This is a genomic window from Amycolatopsis mediterranei, from assembly GCF_026017845.1.
Classification (GTDB): domain Bacteria; phylum Actinomycetota; class Actinomycetes; order Mycobacteriales; family Pseudonocardiaceae; genus Amycolatopsis; species Amycolatopsis mediterranei.
Genome location: NZ_CP100416.1, coordinates 5,613,525 through 5,637,758 on the forward strand (window position 1 = coordinate 5,613,525; position 24,234 = coordinate 5,637,758).

At 71.4% G+C, this 24,234-nt stretch carries 21 protein-coding genes; 9 read left to right on the plus strand and 12 right to left on the minus strand.

What is annotated here, in order from left to right; all coding sequences use genetic code 11:
• Positions 1-113: 113 nt before the first annotated feature.
• Positions 114-950: a leishmanolysin-related zinc metalloendopeptidase gene (locus tag ISP_RS25080; RefSeq protein ID WP_013226645.1), complete on the minus strand. Its 837-nt coding sequence runs from the start codon at positions 948-950 to the stop codon at positions 114-116.
• A gap of 139 nt (positions 951-1,089) precedes the next feature.
• Between ISP_RS25080 and ISP_RS25085 the strand changes: the two genes are divergently transcribed.
• Together ISP_RS25085 and ISP_RS25090 are read left to right on the plus strand one after the other, a co-directional pair.
• The gene (locus ISP_RS25085) at positions 1,090-2,364 is read left to right on the plus strand and encodes a P-loop NTPase family protein (protein ID WP_013226646.1); all 1,275 of its coding nucleotides are present in this window, start codon (positions 1,090-1,092) and stop codon (positions 2,362-2,364) included.
• A complete protein-coding gene (locus ISP_RS25090; protein ID WP_013226647.1) occupies positions 2,361-3,038 on the plus strand; it encodes a hypothetical protein in 678 nt (225 codons plus the stop codon). Before ISP_RS25085 ends, ISP_RS25090 begins: the two co-directional genes overlap by 4 nt.
• A gap of 7 nt (positions 3,039-3,045) precedes the next feature.
• Here ISP_RS25090 and ISP_RS25095 read toward each other — a convergent pair whose 3' ends face one another.
• The 4 genes from ISP_RS25095 to ISP_RS25110 form a co-directional block, all read right to left on the minus strand.
• Positions 3,046-4,041: a beta-propeller fold lactonase family protein gene (locus ISP_RS25095; RefSeq protein WP_013226648.1), complete on the minus strand. Its 996-nt coding sequence runs from the start codon at positions 4,039-4,041 to the stop codon at positions 3,046-3,048.
• 360 nt (positions 4,042-4,401) lie between these two features.
• Positions 4,402-5,853: a non-reducing end alpha-L-arabinofuranosidase family hydrolase gene (locus ISP_RS25100; RefSeq protein WP_013226649.1), complete on the minus strand. Its 1,452-nt coding sequence runs from the start codon at positions 5,851-5,853 to the stop codon at positions 4,402-4,404.
• 285 nt (positions 5,854-6,138) lie between these two features.
• Positions 6,139-7,170 carry an alpha/beta hydrolase gene (locus tag ISP_RS25105; protein ID WP_014467163.1) on the minus strand — a complete coding sequence of 344 codons (1,032 nt, stop codon included), beginning with the start codon at positions 7,168-7,170 and terminating at the stop codon, positions 6,139-6,141.
• A gap of 141 nt (positions 7,171-7,311) precedes the next feature.
• Complete coding sequence (locus tag ISP_RS25110) at positions 7,312-8,643, minus strand: cytochrome P450 (protein WP_013226651.1); 1,332 nt, start codon at positions 8,641-8,643, stop codon at positions 7,312-7,314.
• Positions 8,644-8,804: 161 nt separating this feature from the next.
• Between ISP_RS25110 and ISP_RS25115 the strand changes: the two genes are divergently transcribed.
• Positions 8,805-9,632 (plus strand): SAM-dependent methyltransferase, encoded by an 828-nt coding sequence (locus ISP_RS25115; protein WP_013226652.1) that lies wholly within the window; start codon positions 8,805-8,807, stop codon positions 9,630-9,632.
• A gap of 155 nt (positions 9,633-9,787) precedes the next feature.
• Here the strand turns inward: ISP_RS25115 and ISP_RS25120 are convergent, their stop codons facing one another.
• Positions 9,788-10,210 (minus strand): MarR family winged helix-turn-helix transcriptional regulator, encoded by a 423-nt coding sequence (locus tag ISP_RS25120; RefSeq protein ID WP_013226653.1) that lies wholly within the window; start codon positions 10,208-10,210, stop codon positions 9,788-9,790.
• Between the two features lie 92 nt (positions 10,211-10,302).
• Between ISP_RS25120 and ISP_RS25125 the strand changes: the two genes are divergently transcribed.
• The 6 genes from ISP_RS25125 to ISP_RS25150 all read left to right on the plus strand — a co-directional run bounded on the left by ISP_RS25125 (position 10,303) and on the right by ISP_RS25150 (position 14,731).
• Complete coding sequence (locus ISP_RS25125) at positions 10,303-11,091, plus strand: alpha/beta fold hydrolase (RefSeq protein WP_013226654.1); 789 nt, start codon at positions 10,303-10,305, stop codon at positions 11,089-11,091.
• A gap of 15 nt (positions 11,092-11,106) precedes the next feature.
• Positions 11,107-11,862: an MBL fold metallo-hydrolase gene (locus ISP_RS25130; protein WP_013226655.1), complete on the plus strand. Its 756-nt coding sequence runs from the start codon at positions 11,107-11,109 to the stop codon at positions 11,860-11,862.
• Positions 11,859-12,233 carry a putative quinol monooxygenase gene (locus tag ISP_RS25135; protein ID WP_013226656.1) on the plus strand — a complete coding sequence of 125 codons (375 nt, stop codon included), beginning with the start codon at positions 11,859-11,861 and terminating at the stop codon, positions 12,231-12,233. The genes ISP_RS25130 and ISP_RS25135 overlap by 4 nt, the downstream gene beginning before the upstream one ends.
• A 433-nt stretch (positions 12,234-12,666) precedes the next feature.
• Complete coding sequence (locus ISP_RS25140) at positions 12,667-13,344, plus strand: sensor histidine kinase (protein ID WP_013226657.1); 678 nt, start codon at positions 12,667-12,669, stop codon at positions 13,342-13,344.
• A gap of 4 nt (positions 13,345-13,348) precedes the next feature.
• Positions 13,349-13,999 carry a response regulator gene (locus ISP_RS25145; protein ID WP_013226658.1) on the plus strand — a complete coding sequence of 217 codons (651 nt, stop codon included), beginning with the start codon at positions 13,349-13,351 and terminating at the stop codon, positions 13,997-13,999.
• Positions 14,000-14,104: 105 nt separating this feature from the next.
• Positions 14,105-14,731, plus strand: coding sequence for a response regulator transcription factor (locus ISP_RS25150; RefSeq protein WP_013226659.1), 627 nt, complete (start codon positions 14,105-14,107; stop codon positions 14,729-14,731).
• Positions 14,732-14,737: 6 nt separating this feature from the next.
• Here ISP_RS25150 and ISP_RS25155 read toward each other — a convergent pair whose 3' ends face one another.
• From ISP_RS25155 to ISP_RS25180, 6 genes are all read right to left on the minus strand, one after another.
• Positions 14,738-16,072 carry a COG1470 family protein gene (locus tag ISP_RS25155; protein ID WP_013226660.1) on the minus strand — a complete coding sequence of 445 codons (1,335 nt, stop codon included), beginning with the start codon at positions 16,070-16,072 and terminating at the stop codon, positions 14,738-14,740.
• A gap of 163 nt (positions 16,073-16,235) precedes the next feature.
• Positions 16,236-20,264: a VWA domain-containing protein gene (locus tag ISP_RS25160; protein WP_013226661.1), complete on the minus strand. Its 4,029-nt coding sequence runs from the start codon at positions 20,262-20,264 to the stop codon at positions 16,236-16,238.
• A gap of 33 nt (positions 20,265-20,297) precedes the next feature.
• The gene (locus ISP_RS25165) at positions 20,298-21,293 is read right to left on the minus strand and encodes a zinc ribbon domain-containing protein (protein ID WP_013226662.1); all 996 of its coding nucleotides are present in this window, start codon (positions 21,291-21,293) and stop codon (positions 20,298-20,300) included.
• A gap of 3 nt (positions 21,294-21,296) precedes the next feature.
• Entirely contained in the window at positions 21,297-21,836 is a 540-nt protein-coding gene (locus ISP_RS25170) for a phage tail protein (protein ID WP_013226663.1), read from the minus strand.
• Positions 21,833-23,794, minus strand: coding sequence for a putative baseplate assembly protein (locus tag ISP_RS25175; RefSeq protein ID WP_013226664.1), 1,962 nt, complete (start codon positions 23,792-23,794; stop codon positions 21,833-21,835). Before ISP_RS25175 ends, ISP_RS25170 begins: the two co-directional genes overlap by 4 nt.
• Positions 23,794-24,228, minus strand: a complete 435-nt coding sequence (locus tag ISP_RS25180; protein WP_013226665.1) for a GPW/gp25 family protein — start codon at positions 24,226-24,228, stop codon at positions 23,794-23,796. The genes ISP_RS25175 and ISP_RS25180 overlap by 1 nt, the downstream gene beginning before the upstream one ends.
• Between the last annotated feature and the right edge of the window lie 6 nt (positions 24,229-24,234).

Genomic DNA, 24,234 nt, shown 5'->3' on the forward strand with positions numbered 1-24,234 from the left:
CGGCTTCGACAAGACCCTGTGGGACGACATCGCCCACCTGAAGATGCATTCGAGCTGTTGAAGCACGCGTGGCCGGTTCCGCCACCGCGGAACCGGCCACGAATCTCGAGCGGTCAGCCGCGCACGGCCTGCCGGGGAAGCTCCACCGGAGCCGGCGTGACCGCCAGGGCGTGCACCGCCACGCCCGCGGCCGTCAGCGCCACCTCGGCGGCGGGCAGCTCGTAGGAGTCCGCCGCGTCGACGTCGACCTGGTAGCCGAGGTCGCCGAGGGAGGCGGCGGTGATCCGGCTGAGCGGATTCGGGGCGTGGCCGACGAAACCGGTCATCAGCTCGTTGCCGAAGGTGCGCTCCCGCCAGTGCACGTCCCGGGTCCCCGGCCCGCCGGTGTCCTCCACCGGCACCCGCACCAGGTCGCCGGAGCCGCGCAGCTTGTGATACTCGGCCATCGCCGCCGGCCCGGTGAACGCCGGATCGCTGGTGCCCTTGCCGACCAGCAGTCCCTTGGGGCCCCAGAGCGAGCCGACGCCGAGGACGTGGCCCATCTCGTGGGTGATGACGTCGCCGAGGATGCCGGTCGCTTCCATCTTGACCAGGTCGGCCTTGTCGAACGTCATCTCGCCCCGCACCGGCAGCAGGGCCCACCGCTCGGGGCCGGCCGGCCGCACGTGGGTGATGTGCGCCTGGCCGAGGATGTGGCCGACCCCGTCGATGTCGGCGCCCTTCGCGACGATCAGCACGTCGTCGATCGGTTCCCCGTCGAGGACGACGTCCGGCAGGTCGCCGACGATCACCGTCGCCCACCGGTCGGCGGCCGCGGCAAAGGCGTCCTGCTGTACCCGGGTCAGTCCACCGGCGAACCGGACGGTGATGGTGAACGGCGACGTGGTGCCCGTCAGCAGCCGGGCGCGTTCGGCGTCGGCGCGGGCGTGGTAGGTCTGCGAATCCGGCATGGTCGGTCCTTCCGCTGTGGGAGCTGTGCCGGTCAGAGTCCGGAAGCGCCGGGGGAGATACACCCGCGCCTCGTCCCGGAACCCGGCGTATTTCCGGGACTGCTCGCGTCTCCGAGTCGGTGAGGGAAGGGGAGAAACCGTGAGCCTCGCGCTGATCGTTCTCGCGCTGACACTGGTGGTCGTCCTGCTGCTCATGCGCCGCCGCCGGCGCGCGCAGCGGCCCGCGGCGCTGCTGGCCGGACCGCCGGGTGGGGTGCCCACGTTCCGGATCGTGACGCTCGGGCTGCAGGGCTCGGGCAAGACGCTGCTGCTGACCGGGATCTACCGGCGGCTGCAGGTCCCGGGCGACCGCGGCTTCTACCTGCGGGTGCCGCACGAGCAGCTGATCGAGCTGAACCGGTGGTACCGCAAGGCCGCCGACGTCCACGAAGAGTGGCCGCGCGGCACGACCCGCGGTGAACTGCGCGAATTCGAGTTCAGCGTGATGGCCGACGTCGGCGGGGCGGCCGAACCCGTCGTCAAGCTCGGCTACCTCGAATACCCGGGTGAGCTGCTGACCGACCCGGACGCGCCGGGGTCGACCGCGCAGGCGACGCTGCTGGAGGCGATCGCCGGTGCCGACGCGCTGGTCGGCATCATCGACGGCTTCCGCCTGCTGCAGGCCGAACAGGGCGACCAGCGTGGCGAGCTGATGCTCGAGGCGTCCCTCGACGCGATGATCAACGCGATGCTGCCGGTGCGCAGCCCGATCGTCTTCGTCATCACCAAGTGGGACCTGCTCGACCACCTGCACCCGGACGAGAACGAGCGGCTGCGGATCGTCCGCGACCGGCTGATGGCGACGCCCGGGTTCGCCGACCTGGTCAAGGTGCACAGCGCCCGGCGGGTCGTGCGGCTGATCCCGGTGACCGCGGTCGGGCACGACTTCGCCGTCTTCTCCGGTGGCACGGTCCGGAAGAAGCCCGACGGCCGGTTCCGGCCCGGGAACGTCGAAGCCGCGTTGTCGGTGGTGGTGCCCGACATCCTGCGCCAGACCGAACTCGCCCTCGACCGGGCGACCCGCGCGGAGCTGCTCGCGGCCGCGCAACGGCGGCTGCGGATGGGCCCGGCCGAGGCGCTGCGGACGCTCGGCAGCTACTTCACGGCCCACGCGGCACGGGTGCTGGCGTCGGCGATCGGCGCGGGCGTGATCGCCCAGTCCGGCCTGATGCTGCTGCTCGACACGTTGCCCCCGCACGACGACGCGGCCGACCGCGGCGCCCGGCTGGCCCGGCTCGGCGAGGCCGACCGGCTGGCGGAGCACTACGTCCAGGCCCGCCGGCGCGTGGTCGGCGAGCTGCAGCGGCAGGTCGCGGTGCTCGAGGCGAAACTGCCCGTCTCCCGCCTCGGCGGCGACCGCTGGGGTGACTGGTGACGGGCCGGGCGTGGCCGTTCCTGATCGCCCGCGGACGGCGGCGCGGCTACTCGGCCCTGCTGGTCCCCGGCTTCCTGCGGGAGCACGGATTCCTCGAAGCCACGGCGACGCCGCTGGACGACGTGCCCTCGCGCGCCGCGGCGACGCCGCACGGTGTGCTCGTCTGGGCCGAGCACACCGTGACCGCGGCGGAAGCCCGCGGCGAACCGCGGGACGAATACGGTCGCCCGCTCGTGCTGCTGCACGGATTCCTGTGCCCGGACGGCGATCCCGCGCCGGCCGCGGCCGCGTTGACCCGGACGAGGACCACCGCCCTCGCCGTGTACGACCGGTTCCTCGCCGACGAAGAGGGTTTCCGCACGGAGCGGTCGGAGCCGTTCGCGATCGAGGTCACCGAGATCACCGAGGTGGTCCGCCCGCGGGTCTCGCCGCCGGATACGCCGGTGCGGCCGGTGCGCGGCCTCGCGTGGGCCGGGGCCGGCGTGCTGGTCGTGGCGGCGGCGGTGGCCGCGGTGGTGGGATTCGCCTCGGCGGGGAACGACGCCCCGCCGCCACCGGAGTGCGGTCCCGACGTCGTGGCGCCGTCGGTCGCGCCGGCCGTCTCGGCGGCGACCTGCGTGCGCGGTGGCACGACCGTGACCTACTCGGCCCCGCCGTCCCGCCACCCGGCGTGAACCGGGGTCAGGACGTCACGGCGAGGCCCTCCGGTTCGCTGCCGACGGGCACGGTCGCGACGACCGCGTTCGTCGCGATGTCGATCACCGACATCGAGCCCGACGCCGAGTTCGTGACGAAGACGTAGCTGCTGTCGGGCGCCGCCGCCACGCCTTCGGGCTCGTCCTGGACCGGGATCGTCACCGGCGGGTTCCGGCCCAGCAGGGACACCGTGTCCGAACCGGCGTTGGCGACGTAGACCTGACCGCGCGGGGTGACCGCGACCCCCATCGGCACCTCCCCCACCGGTTGCGTGGTCATCAGCGTCGGGCCGGCGGCGCTGATGGCGTTGACGCTGTTCGCGCCGGTCGCCGCCACGTAGACGCGGTCGCCCGCCGGGCTGGTCGCGATCCCGGCCGGGAAGCGGCCCACCGGCAGCGTGGCCACGACCTGGTCGGACGCGACGTCGATGACCGAAACGGTGGCCGCGCCGTTGTTGGTCACGTACACCCGGCGCCCGTCCGGACCGGCCGCCGGGGTGTGCGGGAACCGGCCCACCGCGATCTGCCGCACGACCTTGTTCGTCGTGGTGTCGATCACGGAAACGGTGTCGGCCCCGAAGTTCGTCACGTAGGCGTGGGAGCCGGCCACCGCGACACCGAACGGGTGCAGGCCCACCGGAACCGTGGCCAGGGTGGAGTACGTGCGGGCGTCGATCACCGAAACGGTGTCGGAGAGCTCGTTGGTGACGTAGACCCGATCCCCGCCGGGTGCCGCGCCCACGCCCACCGGCGACCGGCCGACCCGGACGGTGGCGACCACCTCCTGCATCCGGGTGTCGTACACGGTGACGTTGTCCGAACCGCTGTTCGCCACGAACACCTGCACCCGCGGCGGGTAGGCGTGCGCGACCGGGCAGGCCGAGGCCAGCGCCAGGAACAGCACCGCCAGCACCCCGCCGGCGCGCCCGGTGCGGGGCCGCCGCGAGCGCGGATTCGTCGTCGCGCCATTGCCGAATGACATGTCCTTCTCCGGTTCAGCAGCCAACCCTGCCGTGATCGAAAATGAAGGCTCTTCGGATCCGCTGATCGGACGCCTTCGGGGAAGCCGGTCGGCGAAGCGCTTGTGGCGCGCCGTTTCCCGGGCCGGGATCACGCTAACCGACGGCTCGGCGAAGCTGCCACCGGAACAAGATCATGATCGCCTTGACGAGTGAACACGACCCCGAACCCCACCGATTTCCCATAAACCTTTTCAACCCGTCCGGGTGTCACCAAAAGCATTGCAATTCCCGGTGAATTCGGCGCGAAAGGGCCCGCAGGACGAAGAGGGGCCCCGGCCGTGGTCGGCCGGGGCCCCTCTTCTCGACAGTCGTTCAGGCGATCAACGCCGCAGCGTCAGCAGGCCCGGCCGCCACGGAAGCCGGTTGTAGTCGCCGCCGGCCGACGGGTCCTTGCCCTGGTAGAGCAGCTGCAGGTTGCAGGGGTCGATCGTCTTGGTCTGGTCGGGGTTGGTGCGGACCAGGTCGCCGTGGCTGATGTCGTTCGTCCACGTCGCACCGCTGTTGGCCTTGCCCGCGAACGGGTTGCTCTCGCTGGCCGCCTGCGGGGTCCACGAACCGCCGAGGCTGCTGGAGGTGAACGAGCGGAAGTAGCGGCCGCCCGAGCCCATCGCCTCGACGATCATCAGGTACTGGTTCTGGCCCTGGACCTTGTAGACCTCGACCGCCTCGAACAGGTTGGCCTGCGAGTCGCTCATGACCGTCGTGTACGACGACCCGAAGCTGCCCGGGAAGTTCCCGATCGGCATGCTGGCCCGGTAGATCTTGCCGTTGTCACCGGCGAAGAACAGGTACATGTTCGAGCCGTCGGCGATCAGCGTCTGGTCGATCGGGCCGGTGCCGGAGCCGGAGATGCTGCCCGTGAACAGCGGCTGCGGCGAGGACCACCCGTTGGGGTTGGTCGGGTCGCTCGACGTGCGGTAGATGAACGGCCACGCACCCCACTGGTACGCCAGCACCCAGATGTTCTTCGGCGCGAAGTAGAACAGCGTCGGGGCGACGGTGCCGGAGTTCATCCCGTTCTGCCCGGCCGAGGCCATGTCGGACCAGTTCGTGAAGGGGCTGAACGCCATCGAGCCGTAGGAGCCCGACGAGTTGACCGTCGAGCCGTAGACCAGGTGCTTGCCGTTGTAGACGACGTTGGTGAAGTCCTTGAGCGAGAGCCACCCGTTCTTCGGCTGCGCCAGCGCACCGGACGAGGACCAGTGGTAGGACGAGGGCAGGGTGCAGCTGGTGTTCCCCCCGGTCGTCGTGGTGGTCGTGGTCGTCGGCGTGCCCGACAGGCCCGTCCACTGCTGGTTGGTCCCGCCGTGGCACGTCCACAGCGCCACCGCGGTGCCGTTGGCCGTCGCGGCGCCGGTGACGTCCAGGCAGAGCCCGGACTGCACGCCCACCACCGTGCCGTCGGCGTTCACCCGCCACTGCTGGTTGGCGCCGCCGTGACAGGTCCAGATCTGCACCTTGGTGCCGGCGGTGGTCCCACTGCCGGCGACGTCCAGGCACTTGCCGCCGAACACCGTCAGCTGGCCACTGGCCGTCGACGTCCACTGCTGACCGGCCCCGCCCGAGCAGTCGTAGATCTGCACGCCGGTGCCGTCGGTCTGACTGGCGTTCACGACGTCCAGGCAGCGACCCGAACCGACGCCGCGCAGGGCGCCGGTGACGTCGGCCTGGGCCGCACCGGCCCCGAACAACGCCGTCACCGCGACCGTCGCCGCGGCGGCGAGCACGGCGATCAGGTGCCGGCTCCCGCGGCTGAAACTTCTTCTGTTCATGACGACCTTCTCCCGGTCAGCTACCCGCCGTTGGACGGCCAGATCGGTATGCGCATGAGCAAGACGACAACTGTTATCGCTAACATGCGTCGGGCAAGACTGGACTTCCGGGAGCGGAATTGTCAATCCACCCGGGCGGGGCGCGGTGTTCCCGCACCCGCGCCGGGGCACTTTGCCTCCTCAAAGGCCTGCCGGTGGTCCACAAAGGACAACCGAGCCGTGAAATTTACACAGGGGCGGGAATGCGAAACTTTCGAGGTCGACGCCCGTGCCCCGGCGAGTGCCTCAGCGGCCGACCTTGCGGTTCGCCCAGTCGATCACGGCCCGGAAGTAGTCGGGCGCGTTGGGCGCGTAGTTGATCGCGTGCCCGTAACCCGGCAGCGCATACGTCGTCAGGTCCACCCCGGCACCGTAATACGGCGTCTCCGAAGTCTTGATCCCGACCGCGGACGAACAGTTGGTCGCCAGCAGCCCGCAGAAGACCGTGTCCTGGCCCAGCACGATCATCACCGGCCGGTCGATCAGCAGCGAGTACGGCGCGATGATGCCGATCGGGAACAGGTCGGCCGCCTGCTCGTACGCCGAGGTGTCCTTAGTCGCCTCGTCGAAGGCGATCGCCCCGTCCACCTTCGGCCCGGGCGAATGGAAGATCGAGTACCGGGTACCCGGCAGCGTCGTCAGATACCCCGGGTCATACCCGGCGGCGGCGAACCGCGGATCGAGCAAAGCCGGGTAGGTGGCAGCGAAGACCGCCGCCGTCCCGGTGAGGTTCAACCGGTGGGCCAGCCCGGTCACGAGCACGGCGTCGACGTCGTGGAACGTCGCCGCCTCGATGCTGGCGGTACCGGAGCCGAACGAATGCCCCGCGAGGATCACCTTGCCGAAGCGCGGCCCCTGCGCACCCGACCGGACGGCCTGGATCACCTGGTGCACCACGGCGGCTTCGGTGATCGTCGTCAGCACCGCACTCGGCGGCGTCGTGCTGCCCCCGGTACCCAGCCGGTCGAGCGCCAACGTGGCGTACCCGGCGTTGTTCATCGCCAGCCGGTAGGACCGGACCTCCGGCTGGTACCCGATGTCCCAGTAGGAACTGTTGTACGTACCGCCGGGAATCAGCACCTGCACCGTGCCCGCGCCACCGGCCGGCACACACAGGGTGCCGTGCATCGTCTGCGGGAGCGCCACGAGCGTCACCGGGAAGTACAGCTCCCGGCAGCTTGCACCCTCCGCCCTGGCGGACACCGGCACCACCAGGAAGCCGAGCGCCACCAGCACGAGCACGGTGGCCCGCCGCCGACGCCCGGCGACGCGCTTCATCCCACCACGGAATCCGAACACGGAAAATTACCTCCGAAAGAGAACAGTACCGAACAAAACGATCAAGAAAGCCATGCAGATCAAGAAACTGCGTCGATCAAAAAGCCGATCACCACAAAGGTGATCGATTTCCGGTGCCGCTCAAGCCGCCCGCCGCGGAACCACGGTCATCGGCATCCGGTCCGGATAAGCCGCCGAAGTGACCGACAGGCGCACCGGCACCCCCGGCACCGGGAACAACTCCCACCCGGCCAGCACCGACGCCGCCACCAAAGTGATCTCGGTGTGCGCGAAAGCCTGCCCGATGCATTGCCGCCCACCCGCGCCGAACGGGACATACGCACCCTTCGGAATGCGCGCCGCCCGCTCGGGCAACCAGCGATCGGGATCGAACCGCTCCGGAGCTTCGTGGAACCGCGGATCGAAGTGCAGCGAAAACGGACTGAACATGACCTCCGTACCGGCGGGCAGCCGCACCCCGCCGAGTTCGACGTCCCGCAGGGCTCGCCGCATGAGGATCCAAATCGGATACATCCGCAAAACCTCGCTGACGATCCGGCGCAGGTACGCCAGCTTCGCCACGTCGCCGAAAGTGGCCGCACGGCCGGCCAGCACCGCGTCCACCTCCGCCCGCGCCCGCCGCCCGACCTCCGGGTGCCGGGCCAGCTCGTGGAAGAGCCACGTCAGCGCGACCGCACTGGTCTCACTGCCCGCCGTCAGCAGCGTGATCACCTCGTCGTAGACCTGATCGTCGGTCATCCCCTCACCGGTGCCGGGATCCCGGGCCAGCATCAGCATGGACAGCAGATCACCGTGATCCTCCCCCGCCGCACGCCACCCGACGATAACCTCCTGCACGATCCGCCGGAGCCGCTCGACGGCCCGGTCGAACCGCCGGTTGGCCGGAATCACCGGAACTCGTTCGAGGAACCGCGGCGACAGCGCCCGGATCATCCCCGCCTTCAGCACCACCGGGATCGACCGGCGTGCCTCCGCGACCGCCCGCCGCCCCAGTTCGGTGGCGAAGAGCGTCTCCCCGACGACCGTGATGGCCAGCCGCTGCATGTCCGCGTCCAGCCGGCGGACCTCGCCCGCCCGCCAGGTCCCGGTCAGCTCCCCGGTGACCCGCACCATCGTGTCCGCGTACGCGGCGAGCCGGGCACCGTGGAACGCCGGCTGCATCAACCGGCGCTGCCGCAGGTGGAACGCACCCTCCGACATGACGAGCCCGTTTCCCATGAACGGCCGGAAACGATCGAAGATGATCCCTTTCGAGAAGCTCGACCCCTCGGCGACGAGAACGTGATTGACCAACTCCGGGCTCGTCAGGAAATACGTCTCCAGCGGACCCAGGAAGAGCCGCACGATATCGCCGTGCACCCGCAACGAAGACGTGAAACCGACCCGCTGCCGCAACAACGACGGCGTGTGTCCCAGCAGGATCCGACGGCCGGGCGCGACCGGGACGTCCATTTCCTCTCCTTGGCTGTCCGGAAGGAGGACTGCCACCCTAGGCCCGATCGGCCGCAGGCGACAGCACCCATCGGCTGAATTGCCATCACACCGATGGCGTAATCAGGACCGCCGCGGGAGTGAGTATGTTCTTCGTTCGACAGCGAACGAGGGTGGACACGATGACACAACACCGGCAAGAGGAATGGGTTCCTCCGGGTATCGACACGACGAAACCCAGCAGTTCCCGCACCTACGACTATCTTCTGGGCGGCGCGCACAATTTCCAGGCCGACCGGGAGGCCGCCGAACAGGCCGAGAAGGTCATGCCCGGCATCCGCGACGTCGCCCGGCTCAACCGCGCGTTCCTCGGCCGCGTCGTCCGCACGCTGATGAGCCTCGGTATCCGGCAGTTCCTCGACATCGGCTCCGGCATCCCCACCGTGGGCAACGTCCACCAGATCGCCGGCGAAATCGACCCGCGGTGCCGGGTCGTCTACGTCGACCGCGACCCCATCGCCGTCGCACACAGCAAGATGCTGCTGCGCACCAGCGAACACGCCACGATCGCACACGGCGACTTCACGAACCCGAACGGGGTCTTCGCCGACCCGGAGGTGCGCCGGCTCGACTTCGGCGAACCGATCGGCCTGCTGATGGTGGCGATGCTGCACTGGATCCCGGACGCCGCCGAGCCGCACGCGCTGCTCGACGAGTACCGCCGCCGCCTTCCGGCCGGCAGCTACCTGGCGATCTCGCACATGGTCAGCGACCAGGAAGGCAACCGGATGAACAGCCTCGTGGGCACGTTCAACCAGGCCAGGGGCCAAGACCAGGCCACCACCCGCACCTACGGCGAAGTCGAGACGATGTTCGGCGACTTCCAGCTGATCGAACCGGGCCTGGTCGGCTGCGCACTGTGGCGCCCGGGCGGCCCGGGCGACGTCTCGGACGACCCGTACACCAACACGCAGCTCTACGGCGGGGTGGCCCGGAAGGTCACCGGCTGACCGCCCGGGGCGGTCGATGCGGTTTGGTCAGTGCTTTTGGTCATGAATTTCGCTGAATCACCCGCACCGTATATGACGTTATACATTTTTCTTAGTACTCGGCGAAGTCGCTGACGCCTCCGAACTCTCCTCCGTCCGGCTCGTCGCCGACCGGTCTAAGCGGTCGGGTCCGGTCCCAAAGCGCGGTCCAACAGCTCCCCCAGCTGGTCGAGCTCGGCCTGCGAGAGGTCGCGGAACGACGACTCGGCGATGCCGTCGACGAGGTCCTGGCCTTCGGCGCGCAGCCGCGCGCCTTCCGGTGTCAGCCGGTGCCGGACCGCGCGGCCCGGGCCGGGGACGCGTTCGATGAGGCCGCGCTCGGCCATCCGGGTCGCGAGCGAACCGAAGGACTGGTCGGTCTGGAAGGTCAGCACCGCGAGTTCGTGCAGCGAAGCGTCCGGACGGCGGTGCAGGTGGCGCAGGGTGTCCCACTGCACGAGTGAAAGCCCCAGTGGCGCGAGCGCGCGGCTCAGCGCGCGGTGGTGGCGGTACTGCAGGCGTTTGACGGCCAGGGAGACGTCGCCGGGACGGTACTTCATGGCGTCACCCTAACTCATCGAGGTCAGCTTGCTTATCTAAACAACCTTATATAAGGTTCCTTAGGTACCAACACCGAGACCGAGAAGGAACCATGACGACACTCCCCGCGGCCGGCTCGCTCCGGCCCACCCGTACCGAAACCCGCACCCTCGGCCCCGTCGAGGTGACCCTCCAGGACCGCGACCGCACCCGGCCCTTCCTGCTGCTCCACGGAGGCGGCGGCGTCGCGACGATGGCCGGTTTCGCCGACCTGCTCGCCGAACGCACCCACTCGCGGGTGCTGCTGCCCACGCACCCGGGCTTCGCCGGCACCCCGAAGGCCGACACCCTGACCGGCGTGACCGAACTGGCCCGGCTGTACGTCGACCTGCTGGATCAGCTCGACCTCACCGACGTCACGGTGCTCGGCAACTCCTTCGGCGGCTGGCTGGCCGCCGAGATCGCCCTCCAGAAGAGCCCGCGGGTCAGCGGCGCGGTGATCGTCGACGGGATCGGCATCGAAGCCGAAGGGCACCCGCTGACCGACATCAGCACCATGACCCTGCCGGAAATCCGGGCCCTGTCCTACCACGACCCGAGCAAGGCTCCGGTGCCGCCGGCGGGCGGGGGTACCGGGCCGAGCCCGGACGTGCAGGCCCTGATCGGCTACACCGGCCCGGCCATGGCCGACCCGACGCTCGCCAAGCGGCTCGGCGAGCTCGACCTCCCCGTGCACGTGATCTGGGGCGAAAGCGACGGCATCGCCGGACCGGGGTACGGAAAGGCCTTCGCCGACGCCATTCCGCTGTCGACGTTCACCCTGCTCCCCCGCACCGGCCACCTGCCGCAGATGGAGACGCCCGAGGAACTGCTCGGCGCCCTGCTCGACCTCGGCAACTGACACAGGAGAACCAGCATGCCCACTTCGTTGAGCGTGACCCGCATCGGGCACGCCTGCCAGCTGATCGAAATCGGCGGGATCCGCGTCCTGACCGACCCGTGGTTCACCCAGGCCCCGACCTACTACCAAGGGGAACCGGTCGCCTCGACCGTCGCCGGCCTGGGCTCTGTCGACGCGGTCGTGGTCAGCCACGAGCACTACGACCACTGCGACCTCGACGGCCTCGTCGACGGCGGCTTCGACCTCGGCACCCCGTTGATCGGGCCGGGCACGGTGGCGGCCATCGCGCGGGACAAGGGTTTCCGCGACGTCCGCGTCGTCGAAGCGTGGGAAGCCGCGACGGTCGGCGACCTCACGGTGACGGCCACGCCGGGCAAGCACGGCGTCCACGAGGTCACGTTCGTCATCCAGGCCGGCGGCCGCACGGTCTTCTTCGGCGGCGACTCGCTGCGGGTCCCGGAGCTCGACACGATCCCGGACCGGTTCGGCCCCGTCGACCTGGCCATCCTGCCGACGAACGGCCTGTGCATCCGGCCGATGCACCTCGAGCAGGTGGTGATGGACGCCGAGGAGGCGGCCGGCCTGACCGCGGCGCTGAAGCCGGCGTTGGCGGTACCGCACCACTACGCCTTCCACAGCGGCCGCCTGGGCGACCGGATGATCACCAAGGGCGACCAGGACCCGCGCCACTACGCCGACGCGGTGGCCCGCATCGCCCCGGAGATCCCCGTCCGGCTGGCGTTGCCCGGAACGCCGGTCGTGGTCCCGTGAGCACCGGCGACCGGCGGTTCATGCCCGACGTCGGCGACGACCTGCCGCCCGGGGAACGGCCGATGGTGGCCGTCGTCCGGGCGATCCCCGGCCACGAGGAGCAGCTGGCCGCCGCCATCGCGACCCTGACCGCCGCGGTGCGGCGCGAGCCCGGCTGCCGGGAGTTCCGGTCGTTCCGCGAGGCCGCCGAGCCGGGGACCTTTCACCTCTACGAGATCTACGACGACACCGACGCCTTCCGGGCGCACCTGGCGACCGGCCACGTGGCCCGGTTCTTCACCGAACTGGTCCGGCACAGCACGGCCGACGCCGGTGCCGTTACCCAGCTCGTCGAGCTCCCCGTGTCCGGCCCCGCCGAGATCCGCGGGTGAACGGCGGGCTCCCCCGGCCCGCGAAACAGCAGGAGAAACGAAACGGCCACCCGGCCCTGTTGCCATACCGCCAATTGTCCGCCGTCTTCTGCTCCATCCGCCGTGCGACTTCCCGAAAGTGCAGCGTCCCGGCTTTGTCGAATTTCCACCGGTTCCCCGCGCAGTTCATGAATGGTTTTTGACGGCCCGCCGGCACTGGGCCAACCGGATCATCACGTGGACCTGCACCGTTACGAGCGTTTCCGCATCGGGACCATACCGTGACCTGTGGCGACGGTTCGGAATGAAACGCCGGGGCAGGATGCGGCGATTAGTACAGCGGGTGACCATCCCGCTACGCGAAATGGAGCAGCCGGCTGGGCTACCCGCACGAGAGCTGGTACCCCGGTTCGCGAAAGGGGGTTCCGGACCATTTCTGGCGGACGGGGAGAACATGCGCCGGACATTCGTGGTCGCCGACGTCGGTCGACCCGCGGGGTACGAAGACCGGCTGAAACGGGTGCTCCACGATCTGCACGACGGTCTCGGGCCGACGCTCACCGCCGCCGTGCTGGGGCTGCGCGCCGCCCGGGACCTGATCGGGCGGGACCGGGCAGCCACCGAGCACCTGCTGGCCCGGCTCGAAGACGAGCTCTACGGCGCGATCACCGACCTGCGGCGGATCGTGGCCGACGCGCGGCCGCCTGCCCTCGACGAGGCCGGGCTGGTCCTGGCCGTGCGGCGGTACGCCGCCACGCTGACCGGGCGGGTGCCCGCCGAACACGGGCCGCTGCGGGTCGGGGTCGAGGTGCGCGGCGAGCTGCCGCCGCTGTCGGCGGAGGTCGAGGTCACCGCCTACCGGATCATCCGCGAGGCGCTGGTGAACGTCGCCCGCCACTCCGGGGCGCGGGAGTGCACCGTGCACCTCTGGCCGCTGGACGGCGACCTGCACGTGGAGATCGTCGACGACGGCGTCGGCACCGACGGCGGGGCGTTGCCCGACGTCGGCGGGAGCGGGCTGCGGTCGATGCGGGAACGCGCCGGCGACCTCGGCGGCGGCTGCCGGGTCGAGCCGGTTTCCTCCGGTGGCACGCGGATCGCCGCCTGGCTGCCGCTCGCCGCGGGGAAGTGAGGCGGTGTTCGGTTCCCTGCGTGTCCTCGTGGTGGACGACCACCCCGTCTTCCGCGCGGCGCTCTGCGCGATGCTCGACGCCACCGACGGCATGGAGGTCGCCGGCGAGGCGGCCGACGGCCTGACCGCGGTCACCGACGCCGGCCGGCTGGAACCCGACGTCGTCCTGATGGACCTGAACCTCCCGGACCTGGACGGGATCGAGGCGACGCGGCGGATCGTGAGCGCGAGCCCGCACACCGGCGTGCTCATGCTGACCATGTTCGAGAACGAGGCCGCGGTGTTCGCCGCGATGCGCGCGGGCGCCCGCGGCTACCTGCTCAAGGGCGCGCGCAACGAGCAGATCATCCGCGCGGTCCGGGTGATCGGTGACGGCGAAGCCATCTTCAGCCCGGCGATCGCGACCCGGGTGCTGTCGCTGCTGGGGACGGCGACCCCGCGCGACGAGTCGTTCCCGCGGCTCACCCTGCGCGAGCAGGAGATCTTGCGGCTCGTCGCGCGGGGCATGGGCAACGCCTCGATCGCCGAAGAGCTGGTGCTGAGCCAGAAGACCGTGCGCAACCACGTGTCCCACATCTTCCGCAAGCTCCGGGTCACCGACCGGAGCCAGGCCATCGCCAAGGCCAAAGAGGCCGGCATTGCCCGATCGGAGTAAGGAAAGCGGGACAGGTCGGGACTCCATGTCCCTGTTCGGCGGGCGTCCGCACCGCGATCCTTGGGGGTGGAACGATCCGACGTCGTTCGAGGGAGGGCCTCACCGATGATCACCGACCAGGTTCCCGTGCTGTTGCACGCCACCGACACCATCACCCACGCGGGCGTCACGGCCGCACTGCGGTCACGTCCCGAAATCCGCTTCGCCGACGAGGACTCCGGCGAGCCCGCCGTGGTGCTGGTCATCGTGGAGCGGCTGAACGAACAAGCCCGCCAGCTGCTGCGCAGCCTCCAGTGCGCCGGCCACACGGGCGTCGTCCTGGTCGCCGGGGAGGTGGAGGACTCGGAGCTGCTGGACGTCGTGGGCAACGGCGTGTCGGCGATCATCCGCCGGGCCGACGCCACCCCGGACACGCTGGTGCGGCTGGTCAAAGCCGCGGCCGTCGGCGAAGGCGCGCTGCCGCCCGACCTGCTGGGCCGCCTGCTGTCGCGGGTGTCCCGGCTGCAGCGGGACGTGCTGCGCCCGAACGGCTGGGACCTCGCCGGGATGTCCCAGCGGGAAACCCGGGTGCTGCGGCTGGTCGCCGACGGCTTCGAGACCAAGGAGATCGCCGACCAGCTGAGCTACTCGGAGCGGACGGTGAAGTCGATCCTGCACGACATCACCAACCGCTTCCAGCTCCGCAACCGCGCCCACGCGGTGGCGTTCGCCATGCGCGAAGGGCTGATCTAGCACGGCTCACTCGACCCGGCCGGAGAAGGAGACCGACGGGGTGCAGTGGCCCCGGTCGGCCGGGTTCTGGCAGCTGACCGCGAGCACGATCTTGTCACCCGGCTGGAAGCGCCAGGCCTGCAGCCAGTGGTGGTCGAGGTCGCGGAAGTTCGAGAGCCCCACCTCCAGCAGCACGGTCTTGGTGCCGCCGGAATCCCGCAGCAGCCGCAGGGTTCCGGCGTCACCGCGCGGGTTCTGCAGGATGAGGTCGGTGATCACCAGCGTCTTGGTGGCGTCCGGCAGGGTGTAGGGGAATTCGGCGAACCGGTTGACGTTCGAGTCGGTCTTCGCGTCCGCGGCCACCCGGAAGTCCGTCGGTGTCCCGTCGGCCGCGGCGTTCGAGACGCGGGTCGGGGGTGGCGTCCCGGGACCGGCGCCGGTGCCGGGAGCCGCCGACGCGTCACCCGGTGGGGTCAGGCCGACGGCTTTCATCGCCTGTTCGGAGTTCTGCTTGGCCTGGTCGGCGTTCTTCTTCGCCTGGTCCGCCCCGGCGCCGGCGTCCTGCGCCGCCTTCACGATCTCGTGGTTCTGCTCTTCGGCAGCCTCGCGGGCGGCCGACTTGACCGCGGGCCGCAGCACGGTGAACCACAGCGTCACCAGCGCGAGCAGCAGGATGAGCAACGCGGCGAGCACGGGCAGCAGCCACTTCGGCAGCAGCTGCCGCTGCACCATGGTGCCCTCGGTCTTGAGCGGCTCGGCCCCGTCGGCGACGACGAACACCTGGAAGCGGTGCCGGACGGGTTGCCCGCGCAGGAAGCGCTTCCGCGGCCGGGTGCGCATCCGGATGAACGCGGCGGTGCCCGGCGCCAGCTCGGCCCGGTCGCGCTCGAGCCGGAAGTCGAGTTCGTCTTCGGGGTCCAGCGGGCTCAGCTCGACCGCCACCGGCCGGTTGCCGCGGTTGTCGACGGCGACCTCGAAGTCGGCCTTGGAGCTGCCCTCCACCTTGGCCGGCACGATCTCGGCGGTCACCTCGGTGAAGGCGCCGAGCTCGACGGTGCCCTCCTCGACGACCGAGCCGGCGGGGTCCTCGCTCGAGAACACCCGCACCCCGAAGGGGATCGTCCCGGCGGGGACGTCGGAGGACCGCGGCGGCGCGAACCGCACGGTGACCGTCCCGGTCTCCCCCGGCATCAGGTTGACCGTCGCGGGTTCCGCAGTGGCCCAGCCACTCGCGTCGCCGACCACGTCGATCGCGAACTGGTCGACGACCTGCCCGGCGTTCCGGACGGTCACCGTGCAGCTGGTCTCCTGGCCGGGTTCCGCGACCAGGCCGGCCTCGGACAGCGTCGCCGTTGCTCCCATGCGCCGAAGTCTCCCTTTCGTGGTGCGGATCCGGCACCAGCGGACGGGTGTGCGGCCGTGCGCCGGTGGTTGCCCCTACGGGCAGCGGTCCCGAACGCAGTGAATGACTCATTCCTGGCGTCGGACGCCAGGAATGAGTCATTCACTGCAGCGCGACCGTGGCTCAGCCGCGCGTGATGAACGGGGGTTGTTCGGTGCGCAGGACCACCAGGATCGGGTTCGACTGTGCCGTCCCGAACTTCGGCCCGCTCACCGAGGTCACCGACACCGTCCGCGGCCCGGTCAGGTCGTGGTGGAAGATCAGGAACTGCGCCTCGAACTTCCCGTCGACACCCACGGTCGCCAGGCCCGGGGTCTCGGAGATCCCGGCCGACCACGCCAGCCCGACGGTCGCGCCCGGCGGGAAGTCCGTGCCCGTCACGCGCGGGACCGAGCCCAGCGGGCCGACGCCCGGGTCCACGGTGACCACCGGCTGGCGGATCACCACTCGCGCGGAGGCCGTGTTGTCGCGGGGGTCGGTGTCCGGCCCGCTGGTGCTGACCGTGCCGGCCACCGGGGTGTCCGCCGCGGCCTTGGCCGCCAGCGCGATCCGGATCTCGACGGTCTGGCCGGGCGCCAGCGTCCCGAGCGCACAGCTGCCGCCGCCCGGCGCGCACCCCGGCGACACGGAGGTCGCGGGCAGCTGCGGTGGCAGCTGGGTGACCAGGCGGACGTCCGGCATCGGTGCCCCGGATCCGTTGTGCACCAGGAAGGTCAGCACGACGTCGTCACCGCCGACGAACAGCGGCACCGCCGACACCGCCAGGCCCACCGACAGCGATCCCTGCGTGACCGGCGGCACCGGCTTCTCGCCGACGGTGACCACGGCCGTGGCGGAGTTGTCCCGCGCGTCGGCGTCCTGGCCCGCCGTGGTGACCGTGCCGGTCGCGGCCTGCGGCCCGGGTTCGGCGCCGGTGGCGCTGAACCGCACCCGCGCCTGCGCACCCGGCGCGAGCGTGCCCAAGGCGCAGACGAGGTCCGGCGTGCAGGTGCCCGCGCTGGTGATCGGCGCCTGCGGCCGCAACCCGGCGGTCAGCCGCACGAACAGGCCGACCCCGGGCGCCGCGGCGACGCCGTGGTTGGTGACCACGAACTCGAACGTCGTGAGCCCGGAGAACGGGATGGCGGCCGGGACGGCGGTGGCGGTCACCCCGACGTCGGCGACCCGCTGGAACGCCGGTTGCCCGGCACCGCCCGGTCCGTCGATCAGCGGCCTCGGGGTGCCCCCGGCCGACGGCACGATCAGGATGCTCGGCACCGATTCGGAGAACGCGCTGTCGTAGGCGACCAGCGTGCCGTCCGGTGACCAGGCGGGATCGTTCAAGGATTCGCCCTCGTCGCCGGACTGCACCAGGACCCGGGCGCGGCCGCCGTCGGCGGGTGCCACGCAGAGCTGGCTGCGGTCGTTCTGGAACACGAGCGCGGCGCCGTCCGGCGAAACGTCCGCCGAACCCTGCCGTCCCACGCCGCACGGCGTTCCGAACGACGGCGAAAGGTTCCGCTGGGTGCCGGGGACCACGCTGTCCGGCCCGGCGGCGAGCGCGACCTGCCACAGCTCCTGCCGGTACTCCCCGCCGGGGTCGACCGACACCACGGCGGACTCGGTGGCCGTGCCGCCCCGCCCGGTCGCGGTGCAGGTCACGGTCGTCGCACCGACCGGGAAGAGGCTGCCGGACGACGGTGAGCAGAACGGTGTGAGCCGGGTTTCGCGGTCGGCGTCGATCGCGGTCACGGGGTATTCGACGACCGTGGGCGCGGTGCCGGTGACGGTCTTGTCGTGCAGGGTGATCAGCGGCAGCCGCGGGTCCTTGACCCGGACGGTGACGTCCTCGGTGTAGCCGGCCCGCACGGTGGACTCGCCCGCCAGCCGGAACTCGACCCGGCAGTGCAGGAAGGCCCCGAGTGGCGCGGTGGGCGCGACGGCCGCGAATTCGGTGAAGTTCGCGGTCGTCCCGCCCGGCACCTGCTGCGTTCCTTCGGGGGTGAACGTCAGGGTCAGCCCCGGGTCGCAGAACGGCACCGGCTGCACCTTCACCCGCAGGTCGCCGATCTTCTCGGTGATCACGGCGCTGATGTTGGCCGGGTCCGTGCTGGCCAGCACGCCGTCGGTCGCGGTCGTCACCTGGGTCGCCTGGTGGGCCGGGTCGCTGTCCAGGCCACCGCCGCTGCCCGCGGCCGACACCCCGACCACCCGGATGCCCTGCGCCTTCAGGTGCTCGATCGCCTGGGTGAGCGTCACGCCCTGGTCGTGGTGCAGGTGGTCGCCACTCGGGTCGTGGCTGGGTGCGTCGCCGACCAGCACGATGATCCGGCTGCTGTCCGGCCGGAAGGTGACCGCGCCGGTGGCGAGGCGGTCCAGGGCGTAGATCCAGTCCTCCGGGGTGTCGATCCCGCCGCCGATGGTGATGTTCTCGAAGGCCTTCGTGATCGCGGCCTGGTCCTTCGTCAGGTCCCGCTGCACCTGGAACAGACGGCCGTTGGGGTTGTTCTTGTCGGCCACGTCGTCGCGGTCGCCGAACGCCACGGCGGCGTACTGGGCGTCCGGCTGCGCCGTGCTGATGGTGGTCATGACCTGGGTCAGGCTCGCCTTCATGGCCGCCAGCGCGTCGCCCATCGAGCTGGTCTGGTCCATCAGCAGCACGATGTCCGGCTTGGCAGGCACCTTGTCGGTCGGCACCTTCTTTTCGATCGCCGCCGACGAGCCCTGCCCCACCGGGATGTCGACCACCGACGGGTCCACCCGGCCCGGCGGCGGCGGCGCGATCCGCGAGGCCGCCCGCGTCAGCGTGACCTTCGTGCCGTCGGCCGACCACACCGGCTGCGAGTCGTTGCCGGACAGGTACGGCGGGATCGGGATTTCGCCCAGGATGCGGCCGTCCGCGACGCGGGCGATCCGGACGACGTCCCGGCTGCTTTCGCCGCCGCCCACGGTGACGGTGAACGCGATCGCGGTGGCGTCCGGCGACCAGGCGGGGTGCCGCTCGCGCTTGGTCCCGTCCGTCGGGCCGGTCAGGGGTCGGGGTCCGCTGCCGTCGGCGTTCGCCACGATGATCTCGGTCGCCACCGAATCGCCGCGACCGCCCTGGGTGTAGGCCAGCTGCGAGCCGTCGGCGGAAAACGCGGGGTCGAACTCGTCGGCGCCCGGCCGGTTCGTGAGGTCCCGGCGGTCGCCGCCGGCCGCGTCCGCGCTCCAGATGTCCGTGGTGCCGCTCGCCCGCAGCTCGGTGAACACCGGACGGCCGTCCGAGCGGAAGGTCGGCTCGGTCTCGCCGATGTCCTTCAGCGCCGAGATGTCCGTCACCGTCTCGCCCACGATCTGCCTGACGTCACCGGAGGGGTCCTTGGCGCGGGTCGTGAAGGCCAGGCGGCCGTCGGGCGACCACGCCGGCTCGGACGAATCCCCGGGGTCGGGGACGGCCCGGGTGACCGCGCCGCCCGCTTCGGCCATCAGCACCACGTCGCCGGCCGGGTGGAAGCGGGTCGTGGTGAACGCGATCCGCGCCGGGCCCCACGCGGGCTGGGTGTCGGCGGCCGGGTCGGTGGTCAGCCGCGCCGGTGTCCCGCCGTCGACTCCGACGGTGTAGATGTCCCCGGCCGGGTCGTCGCGGGTGCTGCTGAAGGCCAGGCGGGTGCCGTCGGGCGACCAGCTCGGCGAGTCGTCGGTGGCCGGGCCGGACGTCACCTGGCGGAGGCCGCGGCCGTCCACGCCGATCACGAAGAGCTTCCGGCTGCCGGTGCGTTCGGAGGCGAACGCAACCGTGCGGCCGTCCGGCGAGAGCGCCGGGTGGAGGTCGACGGCGTCGTCGTTAGTCAGCTGCAGCGCCGTCGGGGCGCCGTCGCGGAGGAACCACAGCTCGCCGTCCCGCTCGGCGCCACCGGCGGCCGCGGCGCGGTGGCTCACCCACACGATGCCCCCGGTGCCCGCGGACGCGTCGGAGTCGACGCCGCCGACGGCACGGGGCAGCGCCGGTTCCGCACCTTCGCCGGTCGCCTGGTACAGGCCGGTGGTGGCCTCGCTGACGTACCCGACGCGGTACGGCGAGGCCACCGGTGCCGGCGCCTGTGCCTCGGTCGGCGCGAGCGCTCCGCTGAGCGCCCAGCCGCCGAGCACCGCGACGACCGCGATGCCCGCCACCGCTCGGTTCGCGCGCATGGTCGGTCCTCCCCAAAAAATGACTTCGGTGACTCAGCCGGCTTCGAACAGCTCGATCTCGGAGATCGCGACGTCCGTGCCGTTGAGCGAGCGGTACAGCCCGGTCACGTGCAGCTCGACGCTCGTGGCGCCGGCGCTGTTCTCGATCGGGACTTCCTGGGCGTCCGGCGTGTCGGCCAGCACCATGTCGTAGGTCTTGCCGGTGGAGAACACCAGGTGCAGCTTCTGCGGCCGGTGCGCGGCCGGGAAGTTCGCCGCGTCACCGGAGTACACGATCGCCTTCCGCAGGTCGGCCGGGTGGTCGAAGGTGAACACCAGCACCTGTTCCCGGTCGCCGGGGGCCGACCAGAACGTGTTCTTGGCGTTGTCGGTCACCAGCGGTGCCGCGTGGCCGTTCGATTGCGCGGTCGCGGTCACCTTGATCGGGTGGATCGGGTTCAGCTTCGCCTCGAAGATGCCGGTGACCTGGCTCCACAGCCCCACCGCCGCGGTGTTGATCGCGCCGCGGAACGGCTGGTACAGCGCGTAGATCAGCGCCGAGAAGATCAGCGCCATCGCGATGGCCCGGCGGAGCACCTTGCCCACGGTCCGGCGCGCGGCCCCGGTCCGGCCGGTCCGGCGGCGGACGCCGTCCTTGCCGGGCCGCGCCCCCGCCTTGAGCTCCTTCGGCTTGCGGCCGAACAACCGCCGCCACCACGACGTCTTGACGACCTCGGACTCGGCCAGGGACGCCCCGCAGCGACTGCAGAAGTTCCGGGCCGGCGCGTTGCCCTTGCCGCACCGGCCGCAGATCAGGTCACCCGGGTTGAGGATTTGCTCCTCCACGGTCTGCTGCACCGGCTGCCGGACCGGGGCGATCGGCTCGGCGGGCTGCACGACCTGCTGCTGTTGCTGCTGCTGTTGCTGCACCACCGGCTGCGACCGCACCGCGACCGGGCCGTCGTCGTCCCACTTCAGGTAGCGGCCGCATTCGCCGCAGAACTCGACGTCGGCGGGCCCCTGGTGCCCGCACTCCGCGTAGATGACCATCCGCTAGCCCTCCAGCACTTCCACCGTGACCCGCACGTGGGCGGGCACCGCATCCACGACCGTCGCCGTCAGCCGGCGCACGTCGACCCGGGCCGGGTCCGGCACCCGCACGCGCACCTGCACCCACGGCGGTCCCGGATCCGGCAGCGGCGCGCCCGGTTGCGGGTCGGCGACGACCCCGCCGCTGTCGGTCACTTCGACCGCGCCGCCGGTCAGCAGCCGCACGTGCTCGGTGAGGCCGCGGCGCGTGCCGCGCCACCGGTGCAGCTCGACCGAGCGGGTGACCAGCTGCCGCAGCTGGTCCGGGTGCCAGCTCTCGTCGACGCCCAGCGCGACCCAGTGGGCCAGCCAGCCGACGAAGTCGGCGGGCGCCACACCCGGGTCGAGGTAGCCCGAAAAATTGTCCAAAGTGGAGATGACCGGGGCGAGGACTTCGTCGAGCGCGCCGGTGAAGCCCTGCACGAACCGGTCCTCGGCGTACACCGAGGGCAGCTGCTCGCCGATCGGGTGCGGGCTCGGCAGCCCCGGGATCCCCGTCCTCATGCGCCCGCCTCCCGGACCCGGACCTGGTGCCCGAACGAGAACGCCAGCGCGTTGGGCGGCAGGTCGAGCCGGTCGACCTGCTCGCCGCGTTCGCGGGTGATCGGGTTCGCGGCGAACAGACGCACGTCCTCCACCAGCTCGACCCCGGGAAGCCGCTGCAGCACCGCGAACACCTCCCCCGACTGCACCGGGCGCCCGAACGGCCAGCCGTCGCCGTCCGGGCCGCCGCTGATCGGGTTGAAGTAGTCGTAGAGGGCCTGGCTCGCCCGGGCGCCCAGCGTGCCGGCCGTCGTCCGGCGCCGGGCCCGCAGCCGCGCGACCACCGTGACGCCCTGGTAGAACGGCGGTTCCACGGACACGAGCGCACCCACGCAGCGGCGTTCGCCGAGGTGGCGCTCGATGCGGCCGCGCATGCCGGCTTCGAGCATCAGGGTGGCGAAGGCGAGTTCGCCGGTGTCGGGCACCGCCGGGACGACGAGGACCCGGATCGCGCCGGTCTCGCGGCCGTCGGCGCCGTGCGCCGGGATGCACCGCACCCGGGCGGCTTCCGGTGCCGCTTCGCGCGCGAGCTGCTCGTAGTCCTCGGCGGTGACCGCGCGGTCGCGGGTGCGCAGCAGCAGCGGGCCGCGGACCGCCGCGTCCTGCACCGACTCGCCGTCCACCCCGCCGATCGCGGGACGGCGGTTCACCACGCTGCTGACGAACGGGATCGGGTCCCGCTGCACCTCGAGGACCTCGCGGGCGACGTTGCCGCGCCGCCCGCCCCCGGACCGGTATTCGGGCACCCGGATCGCGGCGGACTTGGGCGGGAACGCCCCGTAGTACCGGAGCCCGCCCTCGGGCTGGCGCACCGCGGGCCCGAACGCGACCTGCCCGCCGACGCGGTCGAGCATGACGTGCCGGTCGTCCGGGCCGGAGTCGGCGAAGGAGCGGACCTCCGTCCACTGCTGCCAGCCGTCCGGGCCCGAGACCTCGACGACCAGCTCGCCGTCCCCGACGACCACCGGCGGACGGCCGAGCGGGAACCGCTGGCCGGGGGTGCCGTCGGAGGTCCCGACGATCTCGTTGCGGACGATCTCGGCGTGCACGGCGGCCACCGTGCCGCCGATGGTCGAGGCCTCGACCGCGTGCAGCCGCGGCGAGCGCTGGTAGAACGGCTGGTTCCGGTTGGCCTCGACCAGGCGGCAGCGCAGCCAGCCGGCCCGCTGCCGGGCGAGCACCGACATCGCGTGCCCGGGCGGGACGTGCACGACGATGTCGCCGGACCGGTTGAACGCGGCGGTGCTGTCCCGGTCGACCTCGCACGCCGCCCAGCCGGTGCCGTCCCAGGCCTCCCACAGCCACGGCGGGTCGCGCGGGTCGACGCCCTGGCCCTCGACTTCGCAGTCCAGCCGCAGCAGCACCGCGCAGCCGGGGACGGCGTCCGACAGTCCGAACAGGACCGCGTCGCCGGGGGCCGGGGTCTCGCCGAAGGCCGCCGGGCCGCCGCCGACCAGCAGTTCGTCGGTGCGGTCGACCGGTGGCTGGCCGGTGTCGGCCGTGCTGGTCGCCAGGTGCGCGAACGAGCACGGCACGATGTTCAGCGTGCGCTCCACGGTGAAGACCACCGGGTCCTCGACCTCGTTGCGCACGCTCGCGACCTGCTTGCCGGCCGCGACGACGACCGGAACGTCGCGGGCGGCCGAGAGCCAGAACGTCACGTCCGTCCGCGCCGCGGCGGGCGGGAACAGCCGGACCCCGATCAGGTCGAGGAAGCGCAGGTAGTGCAGGTCGGGCACCCGGTTGAGCCGGTAGAGCAGCTGGTCGACCATCTGCGCGAACGTCTCGATCAGCGTGACGCCGGGGTCGGAGACGTTGTGGTCGGTCCACTCCGGACAGTTGCGCTGGACCAGGTACTTGGCTTCGTCGACCAGGTCCTGGAACCGGCGGTCGTCGAGGTTGGGCATCGGGAGGGTCATCACGCACCGTCCGCTTGGGAATCGAGCGCGGCGGACTCGTGCGGCGGGATGACGTAGAAGGGAAAGACGAGGTTGCGCGGGTCGTTGGTACCGCGCAGGCGGTAGCGGATGTCGATCAGCAGGGTGCCCCGGTCGGCCTGGTCGAAGCTGACGACGACGTCGTCGAGGGTGATCCGCGGCTCCCAGCGCTCCAGCGAGGTGCGCACCTCGTAGGCGATCTGCCCGGCGGTCGCCGCGTCGGCGGGGGCGAACACGAGGTCGTGCACCGCGCAGCCGAACTCGGGGCGCATCGGGCGTTCGCCCGGCGAGGTCGCCAGGATCAGCCGGATGCTCTCGACGACCTCGCGCTCGCCGCCGACCAGCGCGATCGAGCCAGTCGCGTCGGTGTGCAGCGGGAACGCCAGCCCCCGGCCGAGGAAGTCTTTCCCGGTCACACTCAC

Coding starts and splice junctions, on each gene's coding strand:
- ISP_RS25175 (WP_013226664.1), bottom strand. CDS start 23,794: ATGACCCTCCCGATGCCCAACCTCGACGACCGCCGGTTCCAGGACCTG.
- ISP_RS25110 (WP_013226651.1), bottom strand. CDS start 8,643: ATGGACGTCCCGGTCGCGCCCGGCCGTCGGATCCTGCTGGGACACACG.
- ISP_RS25130 (WP_013226655.1), top strand. CDS start 11,107: ATGCCCACTTCGTTGAGCGTGACCCGCATCGGGCACGCCTGCCAGCTG.
- ISP_RS25105 (WP_014467163.1), bottom strand. CDS start 7,170: ATGAAGCGCGTCGCCGGGCGTCGGCGGCGGGCCACCGTGCTCGTGCTG.
- ISP_RS25095 (WP_013226648.1), bottom strand. CDS start 4,041: ATGTCATTCGGCAATGGCGCGACGACGAATCCGCGCTCGCGGCGGCCC.
- ISP_RS25150 (WP_013226659.1), top strand. CDS start 14,105: ATGATCACCGACCAGGTTCCCGTGCTGTTGCACGCCACCGACACCATC.
- ISP_RS25115 (WP_013226652.1), top strand. CDS start 8,805: ATGACACAACACCGGCAAGAGGAATGGGTTCCTCCGGGTATCGACACG.
- ISP_RS25120 (WP_013226653.1), bottom strand. CDS start 10,210: ATGAAGTACCGTCCCGGCGACGTCTCCCTGGCCGTCAAACGCCTGCAG.
- ISP_RS25140 (WP_013226657.1), top strand. CDS start 12,667: ATGCGCCGGACATTCGTGGTCGCCGACGTCGGTCGACCCGCGGGGTAC.
- ISP_RS25165 (WP_013226662.1), bottom strand. CDS start 21,293: ATGGTCATCTACGCGGAGTGCGGGCACCAGGGGCCCGCCGACGTCGAG.
- ISP_RS25080 (WP_013226645.1), bottom strand. CDS start 950: ATGCCGGATTCGCAGACCTACCACGCCCGCGCCGACGCCGAACGCGCC.
- ISP_RS25125 (WP_013226654.1), top strand. CDS start 10,303: ATGACGACACTCCCCGCGGCCGGCTCGCTCCGGCCCACCCGTACCGAA.
- ISP_RS25170 (WP_013226663.1), bottom strand. CDS start 21,836: ATGAGGACGGGGATCCCGGGGCTGCCGAGCCCGCACCCGATCGGCGAG.
- ISP_RS25155 (WP_013226660.1), bottom strand. CDS start 16,072: ATGGGAGCAACGGCGACGCTGTCCGAGGCCGGCCTGGTCGCGGAACCC.
- ISP_RS25100 (WP_013226649.1), bottom strand. CDS start 5,853: ATGAACAGAAGAAGTTTCAGCCGCGGGAGCCGGCACCTGATCGCCGTG.
- ISP_RS25160 (WP_013226661.1), bottom strand. CDS start 20,264: ATGCGCGCGAACCGAGCGGTGGCGGGCATCGCGGTCGTCGCGGTGCTC.